The organism is Pelomicrobium sp. P1 (genome assembly GCF_052805615.1).
In genome coordinates this window covers 70693-94493 of record NZ_JBRBEM010000013.1, presented here as the reverse complement: position 1 = coordinate 94493, position 23801 = coordinate 70693, and the positions used below count along the sequence as shown (strand labels likewise).

The 23801-nt window shown below is 68.3% G+C and carries 16 protein-coding genes, 1 tRNA gene and 1 pseudogene; 5 read left to right on the top strand and 13 right to left on the bottom strand.

What is annotated here, in order from left to right; all coding sequences use genetic code 11:
* Nucleotides 1–18 precede the first annotated feature (18 nt).
* Both ACUVYZ_RS13295 and fusA read left to right on the top strand, forming a co-directional pair.
* Entirely contained in the window at nt 19–597 is a 579-nt protein-coding gene (locus ACUVYZ_RS13295; RefSeq protein ID WP_439934857.1) for an elongation factor P, read from the top strand.
* A 47-nt stretch (nt 598–644) separates the two neighbouring features.
* Nucleotides 645–2741 (top strand): elongation factor G, encoded by a 2097-nt coding sequence (gene fusA / locus ACUVYZ_RS13290; protein ID WP_439934858.1) that lies wholly within the window; start codon nt 645–647, stop codon nt 2739–2741.
* A 6-nt stretch (nt 2742–2747) separates the two neighbouring features.
* On the opposite strand, the gene ACUVYZ_RS13285 is transcribed toward fusA, so the two are convergent.
* From ACUVYZ_RS13285 to ACUVYZ_RS13240, 10 genes are all read right to left on the bottom strand, one after another.
* A complete protein-coding gene (locus tag ACUVYZ_RS13285) occupies nt 2748–4055 on the bottom strand; it encodes an amidase (RefSeq protein WP_439934859.1) in 1308 nt (435 codons plus the stop codon).
* 67 nt (nt 4056–4122) lie between these two features.
* On the bottom strand, nt 4123–9486 hold the full coding sequence (locus ACUVYZ_RS13280) for a hybrid sensor histidine kinase/response regulator (protein ID WP_439934860.1): 5364 nt from the start codon (nt 9484–9486) through the stop codon (nt 4123–4125).
* Nucleotides 9487–9498: 12 nt separating this feature from the next.
* Complete coding sequence (locus ACUVYZ_RS13275; protein WP_439934861.1) at nt 9499–11679, bottom strand: methyl-accepting chemotaxis protein; 2181 nt, start codon at nt 11677–11679, stop codon at nt 9499–9501.
* 34 nt (nt 11680–11713) lie between these two features.
* The gene (locus ACUVYZ_RS13270; RefSeq protein WP_439934862.1) at nt 11714–12247 is read right to left on the bottom strand and encodes a chemotaxis protein CheW; all 534 of its coding nucleotides are present in this window, start codon (nt 12245–12247) and stop codon (nt 11714–11716) included.
* A gap of 26 nt (nt 12248–12273) precedes the next feature.
* Entirely contained in the window at nt 12274–12639 is a 366-nt protein-coding gene (locus ACUVYZ_RS13265) for a response regulator (protein ID WP_439934863.1), read from the bottom strand.
* Nucleotides 12611–13048 (bottom strand): response regulator, encoded by a 438-nt coding sequence (locus ACUVYZ_RS13260; protein WP_446033074.1) that lies wholly within the window; start codon nt 13046–13048, stop codon nt 12611–12613. The genes ACUVYZ_RS13265 and ACUVYZ_RS13260 overlap by 29 nt, the downstream gene beginning before the upstream one ends.
* Nucleotides 13049–13571: 523 nt before the next feature.
* Entirely contained in the window at nt 13572–14882 is a 1311-nt protein-coding gene (locus ACUVYZ_RS13255; RefSeq protein WP_439934865.1) for a serine/threonine-protein kinase, read from the bottom strand.
* A 72-nt stretch (nt 14883–14954) separates the two neighbouring features.
* Nucleotides 14955–15923, bottom strand: coding sequence for an arsenosugar biosynthesis radical SAM (seleno)protein ArsS (gene arsS / locus ACUVYZ_RS13250; RefSeq protein ID WP_439934866.1), 969 nt, complete (start codon nt 15921–15923; stop codon nt 14955–14957).
* A gap of 39 nt (nt 15924–15962) precedes the next feature.
* Nucleotides 15963–18098: an FAD-dependent oxidoreductase gene (locus tag ACUVYZ_RS13245; RefSeq protein WP_439934867.1), complete on the bottom strand. Its 2136-nt coding sequence runs from the start codon at nt 18096–18098 to the stop codon at nt 15963–15965.
* Between the two features lie 90 nt (nt 18099–18188).
* Complete coding sequence (locus ACUVYZ_RS13240; RefSeq protein WP_439934868.1) at nt 18189–18815, bottom strand: arylesterase; 627 nt, start codon at nt 18813–18815, stop codon at nt 18189–18191.
* A gap of 82 nt (nt 18816–18897) precedes the next feature.
* Between ACUVYZ_RS13240 and ACUVYZ_RS13235 the strand changes: the two are divergent.
* From ACUVYZ_RS13235 to ACUVYZ_RS13225, 3 genes and pseudogenes are all read left to right on the top strand, one after another.
* Nucleotides 18898–19527, top strand: a pseudogene (locus ACUVYZ_RS13235) (ABC transporter ATP-binding protein); the annotation flags it as partial.
* Nucleotides 19524–22022: an ABC transporter permease gene (locus ACUVYZ_RS13230; protein WP_439934869.1), complete on the top strand. Its 2499-nt coding sequence runs from the start codon at nt 19524–19526 to the stop codon at nt 22020–22022. The pseudogene ACUVYZ_RS13235 and the gene ACUVYZ_RS13230, both read left to right, overlap by 4 nt.
* A 73-nt stretch (nt 22023–22095) precedes the next feature.
* Nucleotides 22096–22185, top strand: a tRNA-Ser gene (locus tag ACUVYZ_RS13225).
* Between the two features lie 563 nt (nt 22186–22748).
* Here the strand turns inward: ACUVYZ_RS13225 and ACUVYZ_RS13220 are convergent.
* The 3 genes from ACUVYZ_RS13220 to ACUVYZ_RS13210 all read right to left on the bottom strand — a co-directional run bounded on the left by ACUVYZ_RS13220 (nt 22749) and on the right by ACUVYZ_RS13210 (nt 23795).
* On the bottom strand, nt 22749–23198 hold the full coding sequence (locus ACUVYZ_RS13220) for a helix-turn-helix domain-containing protein (RefSeq protein WP_439934870.1): 450 nt from the start codon (nt 23196–23198) through the stop codon (nt 22749–22751).
* Nucleotides 23195–23500, bottom strand: coding sequence for a type II toxin-antitoxin system RelE/ParE family toxin (locus tag ACUVYZ_RS13215; RefSeq protein ID WP_439934871.1), 306 nt, complete (start codon nt 23498–23500; stop codon nt 23195–23197). Before ACUVYZ_RS13215 ends, ACUVYZ_RS13220 begins: the two co-directional genes overlap by 4 nt.
* A 145-nt stretch (nt 23501–23645) precedes the next feature.
* Nucleotides 23646–23795, bottom strand: a complete 150-nt coding sequence (locus ACUVYZ_RS13210; protein ID WP_439934872.1) for a hypothetical protein — start codon at nt 23793–23795, stop codon at nt 23646–23648.
* Nucleotides 23796–23801 lie beyond the last annotated feature (6 nt).

Sequence of the window (23801 nt, the reverse complement as noted above, 5' to 3'; positions counted from 1 at the left end):
TGGACGGAGGCGGACGAGATGATCGAGGCAGCCGAGCTCAAAGCAGGGACCGCGGTCAGACTGGACGGCGAGATCTACAACGTCCTGAGCGCCGGATACCACGCCGGCGGCGGCCAGTTCGGAGGCATGGTGTTCGTCCGGCTGAAGAACCTGAGGACGAATCACGTAAGGGAGTTGCGCTTCCACCCGGATGACAAGCTGGAGGACGTCGCCCTGGAGCGCCAGGTGATGGAGTACCTCTACACCGACGGGGACGCGTTCTACTTCATGCACCCCGAAACCTTCGAACAGTTGAGCTTCTCGAAGGAGGCGATCGGGCCCTACGAGAAGTTCCTGCAGCCCAACATGCGTATCCCGGTGGAGCTGTTCGAAGGCGCGCCCATCCGGGTGGTGTTCCCCGAGACGGTGGAGCTCAAGGTGGTTCTGGCGCCGCCGGGCCTGCGGGAGCACGAAACCGCCACCTACAAGACCGTGGTGCTGGAAAACGGCCTGGAGGTGCTCGCGCCCCAATTCATCAAGGAAGGGGACGTCGTGAGGGTGGAGGTAGCCACCGGAAAATACCTGGAGCGGGTCCGGCGAGAAGGCAAGAAGGGGTGAAGCCGGGCAACGCCCGCGAGCCGCGATGGAGCAATAGATTCGTCGCCATGGGCCCCCGCACTGCCCAGCTCCGCAACATCGGCATCGTGGCCCACATCGACGCGGGCAAGACCACCCTCACCGACCGCATCCTGTATTACACCGGCCGCACCCATCGCCTGGGCTCCGTGGACGACGGCACCACGGTCACGGACTGGATGGAGCAGGAGCGGGAGCGGGGCATCACCATCGTGGCCGCCGCCGTCACCGCCCGCTGGCGGGACCGTCTCATCAACCTGATCGACACCCCGGGCCACATCGACTTCACGGCGGAGGTGCAGCGGTCGCTCCGGGTGCTGGACGGGGCCGTGGTGGTGTTCGACGCCGTGCACGGGGTGCAGCCGCAAAGCGAGACGGTGTGGCGCCAGGCGGACCGCTATCGGGTGCCGCGCATCGCTTTCGTGAACAAGATGGACCGGGTCGGGGCGAGCTACGAGCGCACCGTGGCGAGCATCGCCGAGCGCCTGGGAGTGCAACCCGCCCGCGTGCACCTGCCCCTGGGCCGGGAGGCTTCGTTCCGCGGCGTGATCGACCTGATCGAGATGCGGGCCATGGCCTGGCCCGATAGCGCGGGCGGGAAGCCCGAGGTCGGCGAGCCGCCCCCCGAGTACCTGGCGGCGGCCGAGGAGGCCCGCGCGGAACTGGTGGAGCGCCTGGCGGAGGCTGACGACGCCCTGCTCGCCCAGTACGTGGCGGGCGAAGCCCTTGCCCCGGAAGCGCTGAGGGCGGCGCTGCGCCGGGCGACCCTGGCGAACCGCCTGTTTCCCGTGCTCTGCGGCTCGGCCCTGCGCAACGTGGGCATCGAGCCCCTGCTCGACGCGGTGGTGGACTTCCTGCCGTCTCCCTTGGACCTGGGCGCCGTTCACGGGACCGACCCCGCCACCGGCAAGACCATCGCCCTGGAACCGGACGAGGACGCACCTCTGGCGGCCCTGGCTTTCAAGCTCGTGAACGATCCCTACATGGGGCACCTGGCCTACGTGCGGCTCTATTCCGGCACCCTGCGCCCCGGGATGGCGCTGCTCAACGCCACCCGGGGGCAAAAGGAGCGGGCCGGGCGGGTGCTGCGCATGTACGCCAATCAGCGGGAAGACGTGGACGTCCTCAAGGCGGGCGACATCGGCGCCGTGCTGGGGCTCAACCGCACCTACACGGGGGATACCCTGTGCGCGCCGCAGCGGCCGGTGGTGCTGGAGCCCATCGGCTTCCCCCAGCCGGTGATCCGGGCCACGGTGGAGCCCCGCACCATGGCGGACCACGATCGCATGATGGAGGGGCTGCGGCGCCTGGCGGACGAGGACCCCACCTTCCAGCTCACCCTGGACGAGGACACAGGCCAGGTCGTGCTGAGCGGCATGGGGGAGCTGCAACTGGAAGTGCTGGTGGAGCGGCTGCGCCGGGAGCACGGGGTGGAGGTGCGCATGGGACGGCCGCGGGTCGCGTACAAGGAGACCATTTCTCGTCCCGTGTTCGGCGTCGAAGGACGGTTCGTCCGGCAGACGGGCGGCCGAGGCCAGTACGGCCATGTGATCCTGGCGCTGCGGCCCGGCAAGCCCGGCAGCGGCATTCGCTTCGCGAACCAGGCGGCCGGAGGCGCCGTTCCCCGCCAGTTCCTTCCCGCCGTGGAGCAGGGGGTCCGGGACGCGGCGCGCTCCGGCGCTCTTGCCGGCTTTGAGGTGACCGACGTGGAGGTGACGCTGGAGGGCGGCTCGAGCCATCCGGTGGATTCCAGCGAGCTTGCCTTCCGCACCGCCGCGAGCCTCGCCTTCCGGGAAGCGTTGCACCAGGCGCAGCCCATCCTGCTGGAGCCCATCGGACGCATCGAGGTTCTGGTGCCCGCCGAGTACACCGGCGCCGTGCTGGGCCAACTCGCCGCCCGCCGGGCGGAGATCGCTTCGGTGGAGCCCCATCCCGGCGGCATGGAGGCGATCGGCGGGCGGGTGCCCCTGGCAGAGATGTTCGGTTACGTGACCGAGCTGCGCTCGGCGACCCAGGGACGGGGACTCTTCACCCTGGAATTCGAGGGCTACGCTCCGGTGGACCCGACCATCGCCGGCCTTTCCCTGGGGGCCTACGGCACTGCCCGGGTACCGCCACCCCGATAGGGAGAATCAAGAAGAGGCGGCCAGGATCTTGCGCGCGGCGGAGAGCAGGAGGCCTTCCTGGCCGTGCCCGGCAACAAGCTGGACGCCCACGGGCAGCCCGTCATGGCGAGCGCAGGGAACCGCCAGCGCGGGCAGCCCCGTCACGGTGGCAAGGCCTTGGAGGAGGGGCGAGCCCGTCCCTTCCTCGATCGGCGGTGCCACGTCGTCCACCGCTGCGGTAACCATCACCGTGCCCGGGGTCAGCATGGCGGCCAATTGTTCGCCGAATTGCCGGGCTAGCCTGAGGGCCCGGGCGTGCTCTCCATCGGTTACGGCTCGGCCACGGTCCACCAGCGCCCGCATAGGCTCGCTCATGCGCTCGCCATGGAGATCCCGGTCGGTCCCATGATGCCGGGCAATGCCGCGGCAGAGCAGGGTGTGGGCAACCCACTCGATCCGGTCGAAGTCCGGGGGCAATTCGATCCGCGACACCGGAAGCCCGGCCTTGCGCAGCGAGGACACGGCTTGTTGCACGGCGGCGGCGCTCCCGCGCCCCACGCGGCTGCGCAGCGGTCCGATCGCCTCCAGCACATGGGAGGGCGGCGCCGTGGCGTCGTCGGGCGGAGCGATAGGACGCGAGTAGGGATCTCCGGGCTCGCGGCCGAACAGCACGCGGCAGGCAGTCGCGATGTCATCCGCGGTGCGGGCGATGGGACCCGCGTGGTCCAGCTCTTCCGCCAGGGGCATGCAGCCCTGGATGCTGATGGCGCCCTTGGTGGGTTTCAGCCCCAATACCCCGCAGTAGATGGACGGCCTGACGATGGAGCCGATGCTTTGGGAACCCAGGGCGAGGGGGACCATTCCGGCCGCCACCGCTGCCGCCGATCCGCTGGATGAGCCTCCCGGGGAGCGGGACGGATCGTGGGGGTTGGTGGTCGGTCCTGCTGCGGCGACAGCGTACTCGGTGGACACCACCGTGCCCAGGACGACGGCGCCTGCTTTTTTGAGGCGCGCCACCGCCGGCGCGTCGGCGGAGGGAATGCGATAGGAATGGATCGGCGTGCCCCAGGCGCAGCGATAACCCGCCACGTCGAAGATCTCTTTGATGGCGACGGGCACGCCGAACAAGGGCTCGTCGTCCCGGGGTCCGCGAGCGTCCAGCGCCCTCGCTCGGGCGAGGGCGACATCGGCCTGCAGGTCGACGAAGGCGCGCACCTCGGGCTCGCGCTCGGCGATGCGCTCGAGACACGCCCGCACCAGCGCTTCGCTGGTCAGCCGGCCTTTGCGGATGGCGGCGACGGCGGCGGTGGCGCTCAAATCCGCTGGGTGGGGCATCGGCGGTCGGCTCGGCTCCTTTCCGCGCCATGCTGCAGGCGCGCCGACCGCCCGTCAAGGGGCGGAGTTATTGCACGGAAGCGGCAGGCCGGGTGAACCTGGCGATGTGTCCGAGCAGCTCGTCTTCCCGGTAGGGCTTGCCCAGGTACACGTTCACCCCGAGCTGCAGCGCGTGCCGGCGGTGCTTGTCGGCCAGGCGCGAGGTGATCATGATGATGGGCACGGGGGCGGTGCGGGGATCGGAGCGCACCTGCTTGGTCAGCTCGAAGCCGTCCATCCGGGGCATCTCGATGTCCACCAGCATGACGTCGGGTACGGCCTCCTGCAGGCGCTGCAACGCGTCCAGGCCGTCCTTGGCGGTGACCACCCGGAACCCGTGCCGCTGCAGGAAGCGGCCCGTCACGTTGCGCACGGTGAGGGAGTCGTCCACCACCAGGATGAGGGGAGCCTCCGCCTGGCGGCCGGCGGCCACCTCCACCGCCGTGACGGCGGCCCCGGTCCGGCGCTCGGCGAGGCGCACCGGGCTGAGCAGCAAGACCACTTCCCCGTTCGGGAGCACCGTGGCCCCGGCGATGCCGGGAGCCCGGGAGAGCTGGGGGCCCATCTTCTTGAGCACCACGTCCTGGCTGCCGCCGAGCCCGTCCACCAGCACCGCCGCCCGGCCCTCGCCGCTGCGAAGCAGCAGCACGTAGTTGCGGGCCTGGGGCTCGATCCGGGCGGCGTCGTTGCCCAGCAGCCGGGGCAGGTAATGGAGGGGATAGCGGTGCTCCAGCCACTGGATCGAGCCTGCGGCGAAGAGGCTTTCCACGGCGTCTGGGCCGTGCTCCTGCACCTGCTCCACCATGTTGGCCAGGATGCCCCAGGTGCGTCCTGCGGCGGCGACCAGCAGGACCCGGGTGACCGCCAGGGTGAGGGGCACCCGCAGGGTGAAGGTCGCGCCTCGGCCGGGTTCCGAGGCGACGTCGATGCGCCCGCCCAGGGCCTGGATCTCGTTGCTCACCACGTCCATGCCGACGCCGCGCCCGGCGATTTCGGTGACCGTCTCCGCGGTGGAAAACCCGGGCCGGAAGATGAGCTGGGCCAGCTCGGCGTCGGAGAGCTCCCGCTGCGGCTCGATCAACCCCAGCTTCGCCGCCTTGTCCCGGATCGCCGGGAGGTTTAGGCCCGCCCCGTCGTCGCTCACTTGGATGACGATGTCATTGATTTCCTGGCGCAGCGCCAACTGGATCCGCCCCGTCTCCGGCTTGCCGGCGGCGGCGCGCAGCTTCCCGGGCTCGACGCCGTGGGCCACGGCGTTGCGCAGCAGGTGCTCCAGGGGCGCCACGATTTTCTCCAGCACGCCCCGGTCGATCTCCACCTGGCCGCCGGAGATCTCGAGCTGGGCCCGCTTGCCCAGCTCGCGGGCGCTCTGGCGCACCACCCGGTGGAGGCGCTCCGCCACCCGCTGGAACGGTACCGTGCGCAGGTGCATGAGGTCGTCCTGGAGCCGGCGGTTGAGCCGGGACTGGGCAGAAAGCGCCGCGTTGATCTCGTCTAGGCCGGCCAGCAGGTTCTGCTGCACGGTGCTCACGTCGTGCACGCTCTCCGCCATGAGGCGGGTCAACTCCTGGAAGCGGGTATAGCGGTCGAACTCGAGGGGGTCGAAGCCCTCGTCCTTCTCCTGGGCCAGGGTCAGCCTCGCCTGCAGGCGGGATTCCGCCTGGATCTCGATCTCGCGCAACTGAGCCTTGAGCCGAGCCACGCTGTCGGTGAGCTCGAGCAGGATCTGCTTGAAGCTGCGCGCCTCCACCTCGATGCGGGCGCGGGTGATGCTGATCTCCCCGGCCTGGTTCACCAGGTGATCAACGGTATCGGCGGCGACCCGGATCTGGGCGGCTCCCGCCGAGAGCTCTTCCAGGACGGACGGCGGAGCCGGTTCGGTGGCCGCCTTGCTCGCATCCGCCGAAGGCGCCGGGGTCGGCTCCGGCCCGGCCGTGGCGGCGCTCTCTTGGGCGAGCTCGGGCGCTCCGGCGCTGCCGCGCTCCAAGCCCTCCAGGGCGGCGACCAGCCGGTCGAGCTCGCCCTCCAGTCGCTCGAAGAGGGCGGGGGAGAAGTCTGCGTCCTCCGCCGCTGCCTCCACCTCGCTCTCCATGAGGTGCACCAGCTCGGCGAGGCGCATGGCCCCGGCCATGCGGGCGCTGCCTTTGAGGGTGTGCAGGACCCGCCGCAACGACTGGGAGGCCTGCAAGTCGCCGGGCTCGGCGCGCAAATGGCGCAGATCCTCGCCCAAGAGGGGCACCAGCTCGTGGGCCTCCTCCAGGAAGATGGGCAGGAGCTGGGGGTCGATGTCGTCCCTGACCAGCCGGCGGTCCTGGCCGGAGGACGCTGGGGAAAGCGCGGAGCTCGCAGTGGGGGCCGGGACCGCGGCGGCGGCAGCGACCTGGATTTCCTCGTTCCAGGCGTGGAGGGCGTCGATCAGGGCGGTGGCCGGCCGTGGAAGGGTTCGGCTTTCCACTTGGGTCACGGCTTGGTCCAGGGTCTCCACCGCCTGGGCGAGCAGGGCCGTCGGCAGCTCCCCGCAGACGACTCGATGGGCTTGCCAGGCGGACAAGGCTCGTTCCAGGGCGGCGGCCAGGGCGTCGATCGCCGCCAGCCCTGCGGTGCGGGAAGAACCGGCCAGGGTATGGGCTCCCCGCAGGAGGGCTTCCGGCAGAGCCTCGCCGGGATGACGGGCCAGATCCTCCAGCCCCCTTTTCAGGACATCTACCCATTGGCGCGCCTCCTGCAAGTACACCTGGTACAGGGACGGGGACAGGGTCATTTCGCCGATGACGACGGGCGCCTCCCCGGGCGGGGGCTCCACGGCCGGAGCGGCGGGCCGGAGGAAATCCAGCTCATCTGGTGCATCGCCGACGGATTGTGGGGCTGGGCTGCCATGGCTTACGGCCTCCGGGACCTGGCCAAGGGCCTCTTGGCTCTGGCCAACGGCCTCCAGGGCCTGATCGAGGGCCTCTACCGGCGGGCCGGGGGTCCCTGAAATCTGGCCGACGGCGATCTCCTCGGGTGTTCGGGCGGACGCAGCCGTTTTGGGCGTCGGGTTGGCGGCGGGCCGGGAAGCGGAGACCGCCGCCGCGGGGCGGGGCGGGGCTCCCGCTTCCACCGCCCGAAGCAGGGCGGAAGCCCCCTCCGCGAGCCTCGTCCGGTCGACGCGGACACGGCCCTCGCCCGCCAGCTCGGCGATCCAGCCATCGAAGGCGGCACGGGCTTCAGCCAGGTAATCGAGCAGCTCCCCGCTCGCCTCCCGCTCCAGCTTGAGCCACTGGTTCATCATGTTCTCGACGGTCCAGGCGGCCTCGCCCAGATGGGGAAGCCCGGCCATCCGACCGCTTCCCTTGAGGGTATGGAAGCTGCGGCGCAGCGCCGTGAGCGCTTCCCGATCTTCCGGCCGCGCCCGGCAGGCGGCCAGGTTTTCGGCGATGGCCGTGAGGATCTCCCGCGCTTCTTCGAGGAAGACTTCCACGATCTCCCGGTCTCCGGCAGCCGCGCTGTCGGTGAAGTCGCCATGGCTGCTTGGGATATCCCCTGGCGAGGGGGATGGGGCGGCCGTCGCCCGGGCTTGGGCCGGGAGTGGCGCGGAAACGCCGGCGCTTCCCGGCTCGAGTTCGGCGGGGGCGAAGGAGCCCTCGGCTGCGAGCGCCGCAATAGAAGAGGCCGGGGAAGATTCCGGGACCGAGGAGGTTTCGGCGCCTTGGGTCGATGGGACCGACCGAAAACGGAATCGGGCCAGTACCGCCTCCACCATCTTCAGCTCCTCGCCGCCATCGTGGGGGAGGGCTTGAACGTAGAACCCCAGGCTGCTCAAGCCATCGGCGAGCAGGGTGACCTCGTCCTGGCTGGGCGTTTGGCTGCGATCCGCCAGCAAGGCCACCACTGCGGTGCAGTGCTCCAGCAATTCCGCCGCCGGCTCTAAGCCCAGCATGCGCAGCGCCCCGATAACGTGGCGCAGGAACGGCTCCAGCCCGCCGAGCTGAGACTCGTTCCCAGTGCCGCGGAAATAGCCGTCCAGCACCTGCTCCACGTGCTGGAGGTTGGCCCGCATCTCCCGCGCCACCTGGGCGATCGGCTCGGCCTCGTCGTTGCGCTGCCCGAGCCCGGCCAGGGCCGGATCGGCGGCTTCGCTGGGGCGTCCGGAGAGGGCGTTAAGCAGGCGCCCGGTGATGGCTTCCACCTTCGCCTCGATCTGGGGCGTGAGGGAAGTGAAACGCTCCAGGGCATGCTCGGCGGCGAGCAGGGCGGTGGCCATCTCCATGGCGATCAACGCTTGCCGCTCCCGGCTCTGGGCCTTGAGCACCATGGAAACCCGCTTGATCAGCTCCGCCAGCTCCAGCAAGGGGTGGTTGCCCAGGTCCGCAGCCAGGTCGCGGAAGCGGCCGGCGGAGGTACGGAAGTCGGCCAGGGATTTCTGTTCGCCCGCGCTGTAGCTGGCCCAGGCCGCCTTGGCTTCCGCCAGCGCCTCGTGGGCTTGCTTGAGCAGGGGCCCCACCCGCTCCGTATCCAGTTCCAGCAACCCGGCGATGCCGGGGGGAGCGGCGTAGCGCTCCAGATGGTACAAGCTCTGGATCTCCTTTAGCCGGGGCGTTACCGGCTCGCAGCGAGCGAGGTGATAAAGGATGTCCCGCAGCAAGGTTTCGGGCGCTGCGTCCTTGCCCGCGGCGAAGGCCGCCATCTGCAGGTCGATGCGGGCGCAGAGCTTCTTGAGCTCGTCGTCAGCGGGCAGGGCTTCCCGCAGCAAGACCTCCACCAGGCCGCCGGCGAGCCACCACAGGCGCCGATCGTGGGGTTGAGGCTGGGCCCGCTCCACCTCCTGCAGTGCCCGGACCATGATTTCCAGTCCTTCGACGGATCCCCGCAGCCATTGGAGCATTCCCCGCTGGTAGGCGGCCCGTTGCAGCTTGACTGTGGCGATGAGGGCCGGTCCGGACGTGGCCTGGCCGCCCGGCAGGGGCGGGGGCAGCAGGCTCAGGTCGGGGTAGAACAGCTCCTTGTCCTCCACCCGGCGGCCGCGGGAGCGGGCGAGTTCCCGCAGGGTGGGCATCAGGCTCATGGGCTGATCCGGCTCGCCGCGGGCCACGTCGGTCAGGTACTGGGTCACCGTGGACACCGCCCGTTCCAGGAGGGCCTGGATCGCCCCGGTCGGGGCCACGCGCCGGGTGCCCAGGTCCTCGAGTACGCTGTCCACCTCGGTCATGAAACGTGCAAGCCCCTCCATGCCGATCATGCTGAGCGCGCCGATCGCCTCCCGCAGGCTGCCCCGGGCGGTGGCCAGCTCCTCCGAGGCTTCCGGTGAAGGAAAGTAGCGCGCGAGGGACGCGCCCACCCGTTCCAGGGCGACATCGATTTCCGGCTTGACCCAGGTGAGCGGGCCGGTTTGGAAGGAGAGGTTCGCGCTCATGATGGAGGGCTGTCAGACCTTGAAGCCGGACACGGAGACCTTGAGCTTCTGGGCCAGCTCGTAGATCTGGCCCATGGATTCGGCCGTCCACTTGGTGCCCTTGGTGGTCTGCTGGGTGATGTGGAGAATGTCCCGCATGTTCTTGGCCACCCCCTGGGCGGCTTGCAATTGATCCTCGGTGGCGCGGGTGATCTGGGCCACCAGGTCCGCCAGGCGCTTGGACACCTCGTTGATCTCCTGGAGGGCCTGGCCGGCGGCGTCGGTGAGCTTTGCTCCCTCGACCACGCCCATGGTGCTCTTCTCCATGGCCACCACGGCGTCGTGGGTGTCGCTTTGAATCGTGCGCACGATGGCGCCGATCTGCTTGGTCGCCTCGGCGGAGCGCTCGGCGAGGCGCTGCACTTCCTCCGCTACCACCGTGAAGCCCCGGCCGGCCTCGCCGGCGGCCGCGGCTTGGATCGCGGCGTTGAGCGCCAGCACGTTGGTCTGCTCGGTGATGCCGGCGATCAACTGCACGATCTCGCCGATCTCTTGCGAGCTTTCTCCCAGGCGCTTGATCCGCTTGGAGGTCTCCTGGATCTGCTCGCGCAGGGCGTCCATGCTGGCGATGGACTCGTGCACCGCGTGGGCGCCTTTTTCTGAGGCGGCGAGGGACTGCTCGGCCACCTGGGCGCACTGCTGGGCGTTGGCCGAGACCGTGTCCATGGAGGAGGCCATCTGCAGCACCGAGCTGGTGGTGGCCTGGATCTCCTTGGCCTGCTTCTCGGTCACTTGCAGCAACTGGCTGGAGACGGCCCGTCCCTGGCGAGTGGATTCGGTGAGCTGGCTCGCCGCCTGGTTGATCTGGTTGACCAGGCCGCGCAGCTCGTCGATGGCGTAGTTCACGGCGTCGGCGATGGCGCCGGTCATGTCTTCCGTCACCCGGGCGTGACGGGTCAGATCGCCCTCGGCGAGCTGGGACATGTCGTCCAGCAAGCGCAGAATCGCCTGCTCGTTGCGGCTGTTCGCCCGCTCGTTCTCCACAGCGCGCCGCCGGGCGTCGTCGAGGTGAACCTTTCCCATCAATCCGAGGAAAGTCAGGGTGAGCAGCGCGAACAGCAGACCGGCCCCGGTCGCCCCGTAGCCGGCGCCCTGTTGCTTGTAAGTCTCGGTGAGTTTCCCGAGGGAACCGAGCAGGGGCTCGCTGCGGGCGGAGACCTTGCGGTACGCTTCCTTCGCCCCGGCAAGCTTGTCCATGTTGTTGACCACGCTCGCGATGTGGCTGCGGAACTCCCTGGTCAGCTCGTGCAGCGGCTTGACGGCCTTTTGCGACAGGGGGTCCTTCAGCGCCACGATGCCCAGCTCGGCGTTGCCATTGACCAGACCCTGGACGATTTCTTCAAAGGCCTTGACGTTGCGTATGAGGTTGAGTGCGACTTGGGGCTCCGGATCGTCCGTGGAGATCTGGCTGTTGGCCTCCAGCAGGTCGAAGTTGGTGACGTCGTAGTAGAGCTGCCGCGCCCTCACCACCGATCTGGGGTCTTCGCCCCGCTCCATGGCGATCACCCCCAGTTGCTGGGAGAGGCTCTTCAGCTTGGGACCCGCCTTGCGGATGAAATCCTCGCTTTCCTTGAGCGTCACCAATCCCTGCTGCTGGGAGAGGATGAGATTGATGTCCTCGGAAATCGGACTCCAGCGGGCGGAGACTTCGGCGATCAGCGGGATCAGCTCGGCGGACGCTCCGGGCAGGGTCGTGCCATGGACTTCGCCCCCGGATTGCAGAACGGTCAGACCGCGGGAGAAGGTGGCGGCGCCGTGCTTCAACTGCCCGAAGGCGTCCGGGTCGCCGCGTGCGGCCTGCTCGGCGAGAATCGCCATGCGCTGAGACCACATTTGCATTTCGGTCGAGACCGCCGTCTGGGCGCGGTTGATGCGGCCCTCCCAGATGACGTAGCCGAAGGTGACTACGGTAAGCGCCAAGGACAGGAGAACCAGAGTGCCCAGAACCACCACCTGGCGCTGGAAGCTCAAGCCCCTCAGCAGCGGCAAGCCCTGGGGTAGTTCGCCGCCCGGCCGGCTGGTCAGCCTGTGGACGAGGCTGAACCAGGCGCTCATCTTCCCGCCCTCTTTCCCTGCAGCCTGCAGGGCAGGTGCGGCCGGTTCAGCGCCGCTGGCTGGCAGGTGGATATCGAGATCCGATGCGACCGATGCCATGGACTTTCTCCCCAATTAAGCTCGTTCGTTACGCCTAAGCATCCCGCAGCTGCGACCCGGAACGACCCACGTCCAGGAAGCGGGGGTCGGATACCAGGCGGCGGATATCCAGCTCTTTCCAATCCCGCCCATCCGGGTCGCGATACCTGGCCACGAGCCAAGGCAACGCCTTTTCGGGCGGGTGTCTTTGGAGCTGCAGGTTGCGCAGCCCCAGGGTGCGACCGATGACGAAGCCGGCGTTTACCCGGAACTTGTGGTGGATCAACACCAAGCGCGCCTCGCTGCCGAGGGCGGTCGCTCCGCGGCCCGCGAAAGCCGCCAGGTCGATGACCGTGTGCAGAGCGCCGCGCACGTTGGCCACGCCGAGAAGCCAATCCTGGGTCAGGGGAATCGGGTATAGGGGCGGCAGCGGAATGACCTCGCTCACGTCGGTGAGCTGCACCACCCAGCGTTCCTCGGCCACCATCATGCCCAGGTACGAGGTCGCCGAACCGTTGGCTGCAGAGTCGCGGATGCGCGCCAGCAGCCTTTCCTGGTACTCCTTCAAGCTCCTGGGCCGGGTTTCCATTGGCGTCTGCGCGGGTCGCGAGGGTTTCAGCCGAGGGCCGAGATCTTCCGCAGAAGGTCGGCCTCCTGGACGGGTTTCACGATGTAGTCCCGGGCTCCCTGGCGCATGCCCCAGATCTTGTCCGTCTCTTGGCCCTTGCTGCTGACGATGATCACGGGGATGTGCTTGGTGTCGTCGTTGCGGGAGATGATGCGGGTCGCCTGGAACCCGTTCGTGCCCGGCATGATCACGTCCATCAGGATCAAGTCCGGCTTGAGCTGGCCGGCCTTGGCGACCGCTTCCTCGCCGCTTTCCGCCGTGTGCACCTCGAACCCGTTCTTCTTGAGCACCTCCGACAGGGCTTGGCGGTCGGTCGCCGAATCCTCAACCACAAGAACTTTTTTGATCGCCATGGGATAACTCCTTGGTTGTGCCGGTCTTCTTTGCGTGGGCCTGGACCGCGTTGACCAGGTCCTCGCGGGTGAACGGTTTGGTCAGGTATTCGTCGGAACCGACCATGCGGCCCCGGGCCCGGTCGAACACGCCGTCCTTGCTGGAGAGCATGATGACGGGGGTGGACCGGAACTTGGGATTGCGTTTGATCAGGGCGCAGGCCTGGTAGCCGTCGAGCCGGGGCATCATGATGTCGATGAAAATGATGTCGGGATGATGCTCGGCGATTTTGGCGAGCGCGGAAAAGCCGTCTTCCGCGACGATCACCTGGCACCCGGCCTGGCTGAGGAACAGTTCGGCGCTGCGGCGGATGGTGTTGCTGTCGTCGATCACCATCACCTTGAGGCCGGTCAGACTGGGGGAGTTCATCCGGCCTTCTCCGCGAACTGCCCTGCATGGGATGAGGAGCGGGGCAGGGGCGTCCAGAAGGCGAGAGAATGCAAACCTCCAATACCGCTAAGTTGACATCCACGCACCCGCCGCCGGGTATCCGCCCGGGCGAGGCGCTTCCTCCAGACTCCGCTACCCATACCTGATTCCCCCCAATTCGAAGGTGCCGGGCTTCGCTCCCAGGCCTCGGGACCGGTTTTCATGGGGGCGCCCTCGATTGTTATCCGGGTCATGTCCCACCCCATGGGGAGAGACCTCGCCCTTGCGGGCGGCCTCCTCCCGAGCTGAAGCCGGAAAGTGCGCTCAGATTGTGGCAAAGCCGCCTTTAGAAAGGCCAGTCGCGGCCGACAGATGGTGCGTTTTCGTGGACGAGCGGCACGGTCATCGGACGCGGCGCGGGGAAACGACCTGCCGGGCAGAGGTTTTCCCTATGCGGCAGGCATGGGGTGGCAGGGAAGGAATGCGGCCGTCGAATTGTTAAAAAGGTTGAGCCCGAAGCGCGTTACCCATTGACCGGGGACTCGGTCGGGGCGTGCCGCCGGTCCAGGCGGTTGACCAGCAGGCGCAGGAACGCCTTGTTGAACTGGGCCTGGCAGGCATCCGATGCCCGATTGAGGGCGGCGGCGGGCAACTCTATCAAGGAGCAATCGGTCAGGGCGGTGATCGAGGTGGTTCGCGCCCGGGAGCTTTCCTCGAAATAGAGCATGAGGCCGAAGCAGTCTCCCGGCCCCAGCCGCTCCAGGGGGGCGCCGTTGCGGGAGACCTGGGCCGTGCCGTCCACCAGGATAAAGCAGGATTCCCCCGCCGTGCCTTCCTGGACGATGAGGCTGTCTTCGGGGACCCGGCGCCAAGTGGCCATCCCCAGCACCTCCCAGATCTGGGAGTCCTCGAACCGCTCGAAAAAAGGCAAGCGCCTGAGGGCGCTGAACTTTTCCGTGTCCGCGGCGGGCTGTCCTGGGGCCTGGAGCTGACCGAACACGGCGGCCAGGTCCCGGGCGAACTCGAGCCAGGTGGGGTAGCGCTCGTGGAGCTCCTTGCCCATCGCCCGCAGCACGATGCGGTCGAGGGCGGGAGGGATGCCGGGCCGGTGGGCGCTGGGGGGCAGGGGCTCTCCGTGCAGGATCTCCTCCATGAGCTTCTCGGTCTCCCGGGAATCGTAGGGCAGCCGGCCGGTCAAGAGCCGGTACATCACCACGCCCAGGGAATAGATGTCCGTCTGGTGGGTGAGATCCTGCTCCCGGATCTGCTCGGGGGACATATAGGCGGGGGAGCCCACGCCGGTCAACTGGGTATGGTCGGCGACCTGGAGAAACGCCGTCCCGAAGTCGGTGATCTTGATCTCCGTGCCCTGGGTGACCAGGATGTTGCCCGGCTTCACGTCCCGGTGGATGACCCCCTGGCGCATGGCGTAATCCAGGGCCCGGCAGCACTTGAAGATGATTTCCACCACCCGGTCCACGGGCAGGAGCCTTTGGGGATCGCAAAACTGCTGCAGGGTGCCGCCCGGGACGTACTCCATCACCAGGTAGCCGAAATCCTCCTCCATGGCGGCGTCATAGATGGCGGCGATGTGGGGGTGCTTGAGCCGGCCCGCCAGGGTGGCCTCGCTCATGAACGCCCGCATGAAGCGCTTGCTTTCGCGGGCGCCCCTCTGGAGCTGAGGGCAAACGACCTTGACCGCCACTTCCCGGCTAGTGAACGGGTCCTGGGCCAAGTACACGCGGCAGGTGGAGCCGCGGCCGAGCTCGCGAATGACCTTGTACTTGCCGACGTATTCGGGGGGAGGCTGGGAACGGTTGTCCGAAGAGGGCATGGGCGCGGGCTGTCGTGGACCGCCGCCGATCATAGCACGCGGCGCTTACGCCTCGAAGGGCGGAACCGCCTTTCAGCCGTTTCGCAGCGCTCCGCCGCAGCTCGATCCTTGCCCGGCGGTGCAGCCGAAGCAGTGGTCGGCCACCAAGATGGGGTTGCCGTCCAGGTCACGGCCCATGAGGTCCTGCAGATGGACCCGGGCGTGGCCGTTCAGCTTAAGGCCCAAGCCCAGCATCTGGTTGAAGTCGCAGTCGTAGACGAAGCCCCGCCAGTCCACGCTCAGGAGGGAGCGGCACATGACGTGCTCCAGGTTATCGTCCTGATGGGCGCCCCGCAGGAGTTCCATGTACTGGGCGAACTGCCCCTTGGACACCAGCATGGAGCCGAAGCGCCGGATCGGCATGTTGGCGAGGACGAACAGGCGGTTGAACCGGATGCCGAAGCGTTCCCCCAGGTGCTCCCGGTAGGCCCGCTCCAGGACGTCCTGGGCGGGAGGAAGCTGAGGTCCTTGGGGGTTGTAGACCAGGTTAAGGACGAGGGACGACCCTGGCATGCCGTAGCCCAAGGCGTTCAAGCGTTGCAAGGCCCGGATGCTGGCGTCGAAGACCCCCTTGCCCCGCTGGCGGTCCACGTTTTCCTCCAGGTAGCAAGGCAGAGAGGCGACCACCTCCACCCGGTGCTCCGCGAGAAACTCGGCCAGGTCCGCCTGCCCGGGCTGCTCCAGCACGGTCAGGTTACAGCGGTCCATCACCTCTACCCCTAGGGTCCGGGCCTCCCGCACCAGGCGCCGGAACTGGGGATTGAGCTCCGGGGCCCCTCCGGTCAAGTCCAGGCGGGTCACCTGGGCGGCGGCGAGGAAAGCGAGTACCTGGTCTGCCGTCTCGGCGTCCATCATCTCGGTCCGGGTGGGGCCGGCGTTCACGTGGCAATGGACGCAGGCCTGGTTGCACTTGTATCCCAGGTTGACCTGGAGGGTTTCTAGCTTGCGGCGCCGGATGGCCGGGAAGCTCGAGTGTCGGAGCAAGGGAAGGGTGGCGTGCATGGGCGTCCGAGGGATGTCGTCAGCGTTGCCGGAATCGGGTCAAGCAAGCCGCCACCGGTGATAGCGGCCCACCCATTCGAGGAGCCTTCGGGGAGCGTGGGCCTTCTTCCACGCCCCCGCCGCGTACTTGTTGGCCTCGGCCAGGGTCGGGTAGATGTGGATCGTGCCCAGGATCTTGTTGAGCCCGATGTCGTGCCTTATGGCGAGCACGTATTCGGCGATCAGGTCGCCCGCGTGCTCTCCCACGATGGTGACCCCGAGGATCTTGTCTTTGCCCGGCACCGTCAGCACTTTGACCAGCCCGTGGGCGGCTTCGTCGGCGATGGCCCGGTCCAGGTCGTCGAGGCCGTAGGTGGTCACCTCGTAGTCGATGCCCCGTTCCTTGGCGTCTTGCTCGTTGAGCCCCACCCGGGCCACTTCGGGGTCGGTGAAGGTGGCCCAGGGGACCACGGAGTAATCGGCGCGGAACTTGTGGAACTGGCCGAACAGAGCGTTCACCGTCGCGTACCAAGCCTGGTGGGCGGCGGTATGGGTGAACTGGAACGGCCCGGCCACATCGCCGCACACGTAGATGTTGGGGTAGATCGTCTGCAGGAACTCGTTGGCCTCGATGGTGCGGCTCTGGTTGACCGGAATGCCCAGCTCCTCGAGCCCGTAGCCGGTGGTGTTGGGGACGCGCCCCACCGCCACCAGCAGGTCGTCGAAGGGGAGGCGCGCCTCGGCTCCGTCCCGCTCGGCGACGAGAATTTTCTCGCCGTTTTCCGTGAGAAAACGCTTGGCCTTGTGGCCGATGCGCACGTCGATGCCCTCCTTACGGAAGCGCTGAAGCACCATTTCGGAGATTTCCGGATCTTCCCGGATCAGGAGCCGGGGCAGCATTTCCACCTGGGTCACCCGGGAGCCGAAACGGGCGAAGGCCTGGGCCAGCTCGCATCCGATGGGCCCGCCTCCCAGCACCAGCAGCCGTCGCGGAAGCCGCCGGAGGGCCCACACGGTGTCCGAAGTGAGGTAGCCCATGTCCTCGATGCCCGGGATCGGAGGGACCAGGGGGCGGGCGCCGGCGGCGATCACGATGCTGCGGGTGGTAAGGGTGCGCCCGTTCACTTCCACCGTGAAGGGGGTGGCGATGCGGGCTTCGCCTTGAATCACTTCGACGCCCAGGTGGGTGTAACGTTCCACCGAATCGTGGGGGGCGACCGTGCGGATCACCCGCTGCACCCGCTCCATCACCTCGGCGAAATCGAACTCCACCTGGATGGAACGCAGCCCGAACTCCCGGGCGCGCCTGGCCTGGGCCAGGAGCTTGGCGGTGCGCAGCAGCGCCTTGGACGGCACGCAGCCGGTGTTGAGGCAGTCCCCGCCCATGCGGTCTTTTTCGATGAGGGTCACCTTGGCGCGCACCGCGGCGGCAATGTAGGCGGCCACCAGGCCCGCGGAGCCGGCCCCAATTACCACCAGATTGCGATCGAACCTCGCGGGCCGGGGCCAGCGGGCGTAGACCCGCCGAACGCGCATCAGCGCCACGATCTTCTTCGCGATGAGGGGGAAGATCCCCAGCAGGGCGAAGGAGGCGAGCAGGGTGGGCGAAAGGATGCCCGACAGGCTTTCCAGGCGGGCGAGCTGGGTGCCGGCGTTCACATACACGATCGTTCCGGGGAACATGCCCACCTGGCTCACCCAATAGAAGGTCCAGGTCTTCATGGAGGTCAGCCCCATGGCCAGGTTGATCATGAAGAACGGGAACACCGGCACCAGCCGCAGGGCGAAGAGGTAGAATGCACCTTCCCGCTCGATCCCCGCGTTGATCGCCTGGAGCTTGTCCCGGAAGCGGCTCTGGATGGCGTCGCGGAACAGGAAACGGCTGGCGAGAAAGGCGAGCGTCGCCCCGATGCTGGAGGCGAAGGACACGATCACGGTTCCCCACAGCAGCCCGAAGATGGCGCCGGCCACCAGGGTCATGAGGGCCGCGCCGGGCAGCGACAGGCCGGCGACCGCCACGTAGAGCGCGAAAAACCCCATGGCGCTCGCGAGGGGGTGGGCGTGGTGATAGGCCACGATGGCCGCCTGCTGGGCCCTGAAGTGCTCCAGGGTGAGATAGCGGTCCAGGCCGAAAGCGAAAAAGGCCGCGACCAGGCCCGCGAGGGCCAGCAGGACGATCAGGCGCACCTTGGTCATAGCGGTTTCCTCGAAGGAGGCATCCGGAGGGCCGGGGAAGCCGGCGGCGCCGGGGTTTTGCCCACTTGGTCGCTCCTTGCGTCGGGATCCTTACATGCTCTTACGGCTGGTGCGGCGGGATCCGGAATGGGCGTCGAGCAGGGGTTTGAGGGCCGGCCACACGTTATCGAGCATCAGCGCCTGGGCGGGCTCGCCGGGATGGATTCCGTCGGCCTGGAAAAACTCTAGGCGCTCGCCGAAGCCCTCCAGGAGGAAGGGCACCAGGGGCACCCCGTAGCGCCGGGCGAGCGCGGGGAAGAGGGCGTGGAACTTTTCGATGTAAGGTCTGCCGTAGTTGGGTGGCAAACGTATGCCGGCGAGAACGACGCGCGCCCCCCGAGCCTGCGCCGCTTCGATGATGGCCGCCAGATTGTCCCGGGTGGTCTCCGGGGCGAGCCCCCGCAGGCCATCGTTTCCTCCCAGGGCCACAATGAGGACTTCGGGCCGATGGCGCTCGAGGAGCCCCGCGACGCGATTGCGCCCGCCCAGGGTGGTTTCACCGCTTACGCTGGCATTGACCACCTGGTGGGGATAGCCCAGGGCGTGCAGCCGCGCTTCGAGCAACGCGACCCAGCCGCTTCCCGCCGGGAGGCCGTAGCCCGAAGAGAGGCTATCGCCGAGTACCACGATGACCGGCCCGGCGAAGGCGGCGGGAGAGGCCGCCAGCCAGACCAACAAGATCAGTCTCTTCAACATGGGTCAGAACGACAAGGCATTGCTGCGCGCCTGCGGCTTGGGCAAGCGGGTGAATGTGGGCAGCCGCACCCTCGCCATTTTGAGCGATGTGAGCTTTGAGGTCGAGCCGGGGGAGGCCGTCGCGGTGGTGGGCGCCTCGGGGTCCGGGAAAACCACCCTGCTGGGACTGCTGGCGGGGCTGGACGTTCCCACCGAGGGGCGGGTGTACCTGGATGGGATCGACCTGTTTTCCCTGGACGAGGATGCCCGGGCGCGGCTTCGGCGCGACGCCATCGGCTTCGTGTTCCAGTCGTTCCAGCTCTTGCCGGCCATGACGGCGCTGGAGAACGTGATGCTGCCCCTGGAGCTGGCGGGAAGGCGCGACGCGCGCCGGGCGGCGCTGGGGCTGCTCGAGCGGGTGGGCCTGGAGGAGCGCCTCCATCACTATCCCCGGCAGCTTTCGGGGGGCGAGCAGCAACGGGTGGCCCTAGCCCGCGCCTTCGCTTCCACGCCCCGGCTGCTCCTCGCCGACGAGCCGACAGGCAACCTGGACCCGGCGACCGGCGAGGAGATCATCGCCCTCATGTTCGACCTGAATCGGGAGCGGGGCACCACCCTGGTCCTGGTCACCCATGATCCGGCGGTTTCGCAGCGCTGCCATCGCCAGTTGCGGCTCCACGGGGGGCGGCTTCTGAACGGGGAGGATCGTCCGTGACTCTGGCGCAGGAGCTCTTCCTCGCGTTTCGTTTCCTGGGACGCGACCTGCGGGCGGGGGAGCTGCGGGTGCTCGCGCTGGCGCTCGCGATCGGGGTGGCCGCCGTGACCACGGTGGGATTTTTCAACGACCGGGTTCGCGCGGCTCTGGTGTCCCAGGCCAACCGCCTGTTGGGGGCCGACCTGGTGGTGGCCGGGAACCGACCCCTTCCCGAGCGCTTCCGGAAAGAGGCCCAGGCCCTGGGGCTTGCCACCGCGGCGCTCATCAAGTTTCCCAGCATGGCCTTTGCCGACGAGCGCAGCCTCCTGGTGGATGTGCGGGCCGTGGAGCAGGGCTATCCCCTGCGGGGCGAGCTGCGGGTAGCGGACGCGGTGGGGATGCGCCCGGCGCGGCGCAGCGCGCCGGCGCCCGGGACCGTGTGGGCGGACCCGCGGGTGCTCTCTCGCCTGGGCGTCACGGTGGGTGACCGGCTCTGGCTGGGGGAGCGCTCCTTCGCCATCGGGGGCGTGATCGAGCAGGAACCCGAGAGCGTGGCGGGCTTTTTCAACCTGGGGGCCCGAGTGATCCTCAACCTGGAAGACCTGCCCGGCACAGGGCTCATCCAGCCCGGCAGCCGCATTCGCTATCACCTGCTGGTGGCGGGCCCCCCGTCGGCGGTGGAGCGGTTCCACGGCTTCGCCGCTCGCGCCGCCGGACCCGGCCAGAAGGTGGACAGCATCAGGGACGCCCGGCCCGAGATCCGCTCGGGGCTCGAGCGGGCGGAGCGGTTCCTGGCGTTGTCTTCCCTCGCCGCGGTGATCCTGGCGGCGGTGGCGGTGGCCCTCGCCGCCCGTCGGTACTTGCAGCGGCATTTCGACGCCTGCGCCATGCTGCGCTGCCTGGGGGCGAGCCAGGGGTCTATCCTGAGGATCTACGGCGGGGAATTTCTGTTCCTGGGATTGACCGCGGGTGCGGCGGGAGCGCTCCTGGGCTGGGCGGGCCATGGGGGCCTTCTCGTGCTGCTCGCCCCGGTGGTGGGCGGCGGGCTGCCGCCGCCGGGGCTAGCGCCTCTTCTCGAAGGTTACGCTGCCGGATTCGTGCTTCTGTTCGGCTTCGCCATGCCGCCCCTGGCGGCGCTAGCCCGGGTGCCGACCTTGCGGGTGCTGCGCCGGGAATTGGGAGTGCCCAGGAGCGCCGGGATTCTGGGTTATGCCTTTGGCATCGCGGCGATCGCCGCCCTCATCCTCCGGCAAGCGGGGGATTGGCAGTTGGGGCGCGTCGTGCTCCTGGGCACGGCGGCGGGGCTCGCCGCGGCGGGCGCCCTGTCGTGGCTCCTGGTCCGGGGGCTCGCCGCCCTGAGCGGAAACGGCACGGGCGCCTGGCGCATGGGGCTTGCCAATCTCCGACGCCGCCCGTTTTCCACCGCCGTCCAGGCTGCCGCCGTGGCGATGGGGCTGATGGCCATGCTCCTGCTCACCCTGGTGCGGGGCGATCTCCTCCAGAGCTGGCGATCCAGCTTGCCCCCGGATGCGCCTAACCGGTTCCTGGTGAACATCCAGCCGGACCAGCGGCAAACCTTGGGGCGCTTCTTCGAGGCGCAGGGTATCCCCCCTCCCAAGACCTATCCCATGGTGCGGGCGCGGCTCGCGGCGATCAACGGCCGGCCCGTCTCCTCGGCCGATTACGCCGACGAGCGGGCCAAGCGTCTCATCGACCGGGAATTCAACCTGTCCTGGGCGGAGACGCTGCAGACGGATAACCGCATCGTGGCGGGACGCTGGTGGACCCCCGAAGACCGGGGACACGCCGCCTTCTCCGTGGAGCAGGGGATCGCCGAGACCCTGGGCATCCGGCTGGGGGATACGCTCACCTATGACATCGCGGGGGCTACCTTGTCCGGTCCGGTCACGAGCCTGCGCAGCGTGGATTGGGATTCCTTCCGGGTCAATTTCTTCGTGGTGATGCCGCCGGGCGTCCTGGACGGCTACCCGACGAGCGATGTCGCGAGCTTTCATCTGCCCCGGGCACGGAGCGAGGTCATGGACGCCCTGGTCAAGCGCTTTCCCAACCTGCTGGTCATCGACGTGGCGGCGGTCCTTGCCCAGGTGCAGGCCCTCATGGATCAGGTGATCCGGGCCATCGAGTTCGTTTTCCTGTTCACCCTGGCCGCGGGGGTGCTGGTGCTCTACGCCGCCATCGCGGCGACCCGGGACGAACGGCTGGCGGATGCGGCCATCCTGCGCACCCTCGGCGCCCAGGCGGCCCAGTTGCGGGCGATCCACCTGGTGGAATTCGCGCTGATCGGCCTGATCGCGGGCGTGGTGGCGGCGTTCGGCGCCACCGCCGTAGGCTGGGCCGTGTCCACCCGGGTGCTGAACGTCCCCTTCCAGATGAACAAGACCCTCTGGATCGCCGGCATCCTGGCGGGCACCGCGGGCGTGACGCTGGCCGGATGGCTGGGAACGCGCCGGGTCGCCGAGCAGCCGCCGCTCAAGGTCTTGAACGCCGTGGCTTAGCCGGGCTCCGAGCGGCTTGGACGGGCAAAGGGCCGCCGAGTAAACTTTCGTTCCGGTGCGGCAGTTGCGCCGCGGAAGGGTGGCAGAGCGGTTGAATGCACCTGACTTGAAATCAGGCGCACCCGCGAGGGTGCCGTGGGTTCGAATCCCACCCCTTCCGCCAGAATCAAAATGGCCCCTCAATGTAGCCATTTTGGTTCTAGAGGGGCGGGTGTGTGGACGAACCGCAGGGTTCGACCACCCGAGCACCGCTTGGCTGGGACGTCACGAGCGCAGCGAGGGCCGAGGCTTTCGCGGAGGCAACGCGCCATGGTCAGCCCTCGTAATTGTCGAGCATTTCGGTCAACTGGCGGGCTTGGTACGGGGAAAGCAGCCGTTGCAGTTCTTTCTGGAAGTGCAAGATCACCGGCTCCCCCCTTCGAGCATAGACGGTATGGGAGCCCTTGCCCCGCCCTGACGAAGCCGATACCCCCCGCCGCCTAGCACGCGTCCTCGAGTGAACCCGCGTCGACCCAGGCGACCGGGGCATGGCGCGGGGCGCTTTCAACGCGCAGAGCTACTTCCCGCGCCGCCTCTCAAGACCCGGCGCGTTCGGGCACAGCCTGGGCGAGCTCGGCGGCCGTGCGCGCGCAGGAATTCCGCGGCAAACTCCTCTTCCAGCGCCTCGTACTCCTGCCGGAAAGGCAGCGTCCTTCAGCCACCTTCACTTGAGCGTGGCGAATCTCGTCATCGCCGCCCTCGTTTCAATGGACCTTTCCGCAGGGCGCATTTCTTTGCCGCCGCCCGCTTGACCACGGGGACGGCTTTCCTTGACGCCGCCGCCTTGGCTTGCTGCGCGGCGACGAGGTGCTCGATCCCTGCGCGGGGGTCCGGGCTGGGGTCCCGAAAGGCCCGAAGAACCGCATCCGGCTCCTTCGACACGATGTAGAGCAGGCTTCTCGCAGGCCCCTGGGGCTCGCGGCGCCGCTGCTCCCAGTTGCGCAGCGTTCCCACGCTCACGCCCAACAGGCCGGCGAAGGCGTCCTGCGACAGCTTGAGTTCCTTTCGGATGTGCGGCACGTCCTCGGCCGTGGGCAGCGTCACTTCATGCGTGGCAAGCTCGGCCTTGCCCCGGGTCCAGGCGGCCAGCTCCTCAAGCCCTTCGATGATCTCCCGTCCGATGTTTCGCTTGTTCATGTCAGCCGTTTCACCCATTGGGCGATGGCGTTGCGTTGGGCCTGGCTCAGATTGGCCCGCTCGCCCTTGCCATAGATGGTCAGCATGAAAATTTGCTCGTGCGTCCTTCGCCAGAAGTAGATCACACGCATGCCGCCCGACTTGCCCTTGCCTTCGATGCTCCAGCGTACCTTCCGCACCCCGCCCGTGCCCTTCATCACCGCATCGGCGTCCGGGTGCTCCATCAAGTAGGCTTGCAACCCGCGGTAGTCGTCATCCGATAGGTAGCGCGGCAGCAGCTTCGTGAAGGTTGTTGTTTCCACGGGATGTTTTATGATACGTCAATGACGCACCATAAGACAAGCGGGGGAAGGCCCCCAAAGGCCGGGGGAGGAGATGCACCCACCCCCAAGGAGCGGGCACGGCTGGAATCAGACCACGACGGCGGAGCGCTCACTGGGTGGCGAGTCAGCCCGCCTTGTGGAGCGGCACCACGTTCTCCGGCATGGCCGGCGCCGCCACCCCGCGGGCGCGCCGGGCGGACTCCAGCACCCCAGTATCATAAGCCGTGTGCAGGACGTGGGAATGACGGTGCGTTTCGCTGCCACTTCTGTGCACCCCGCT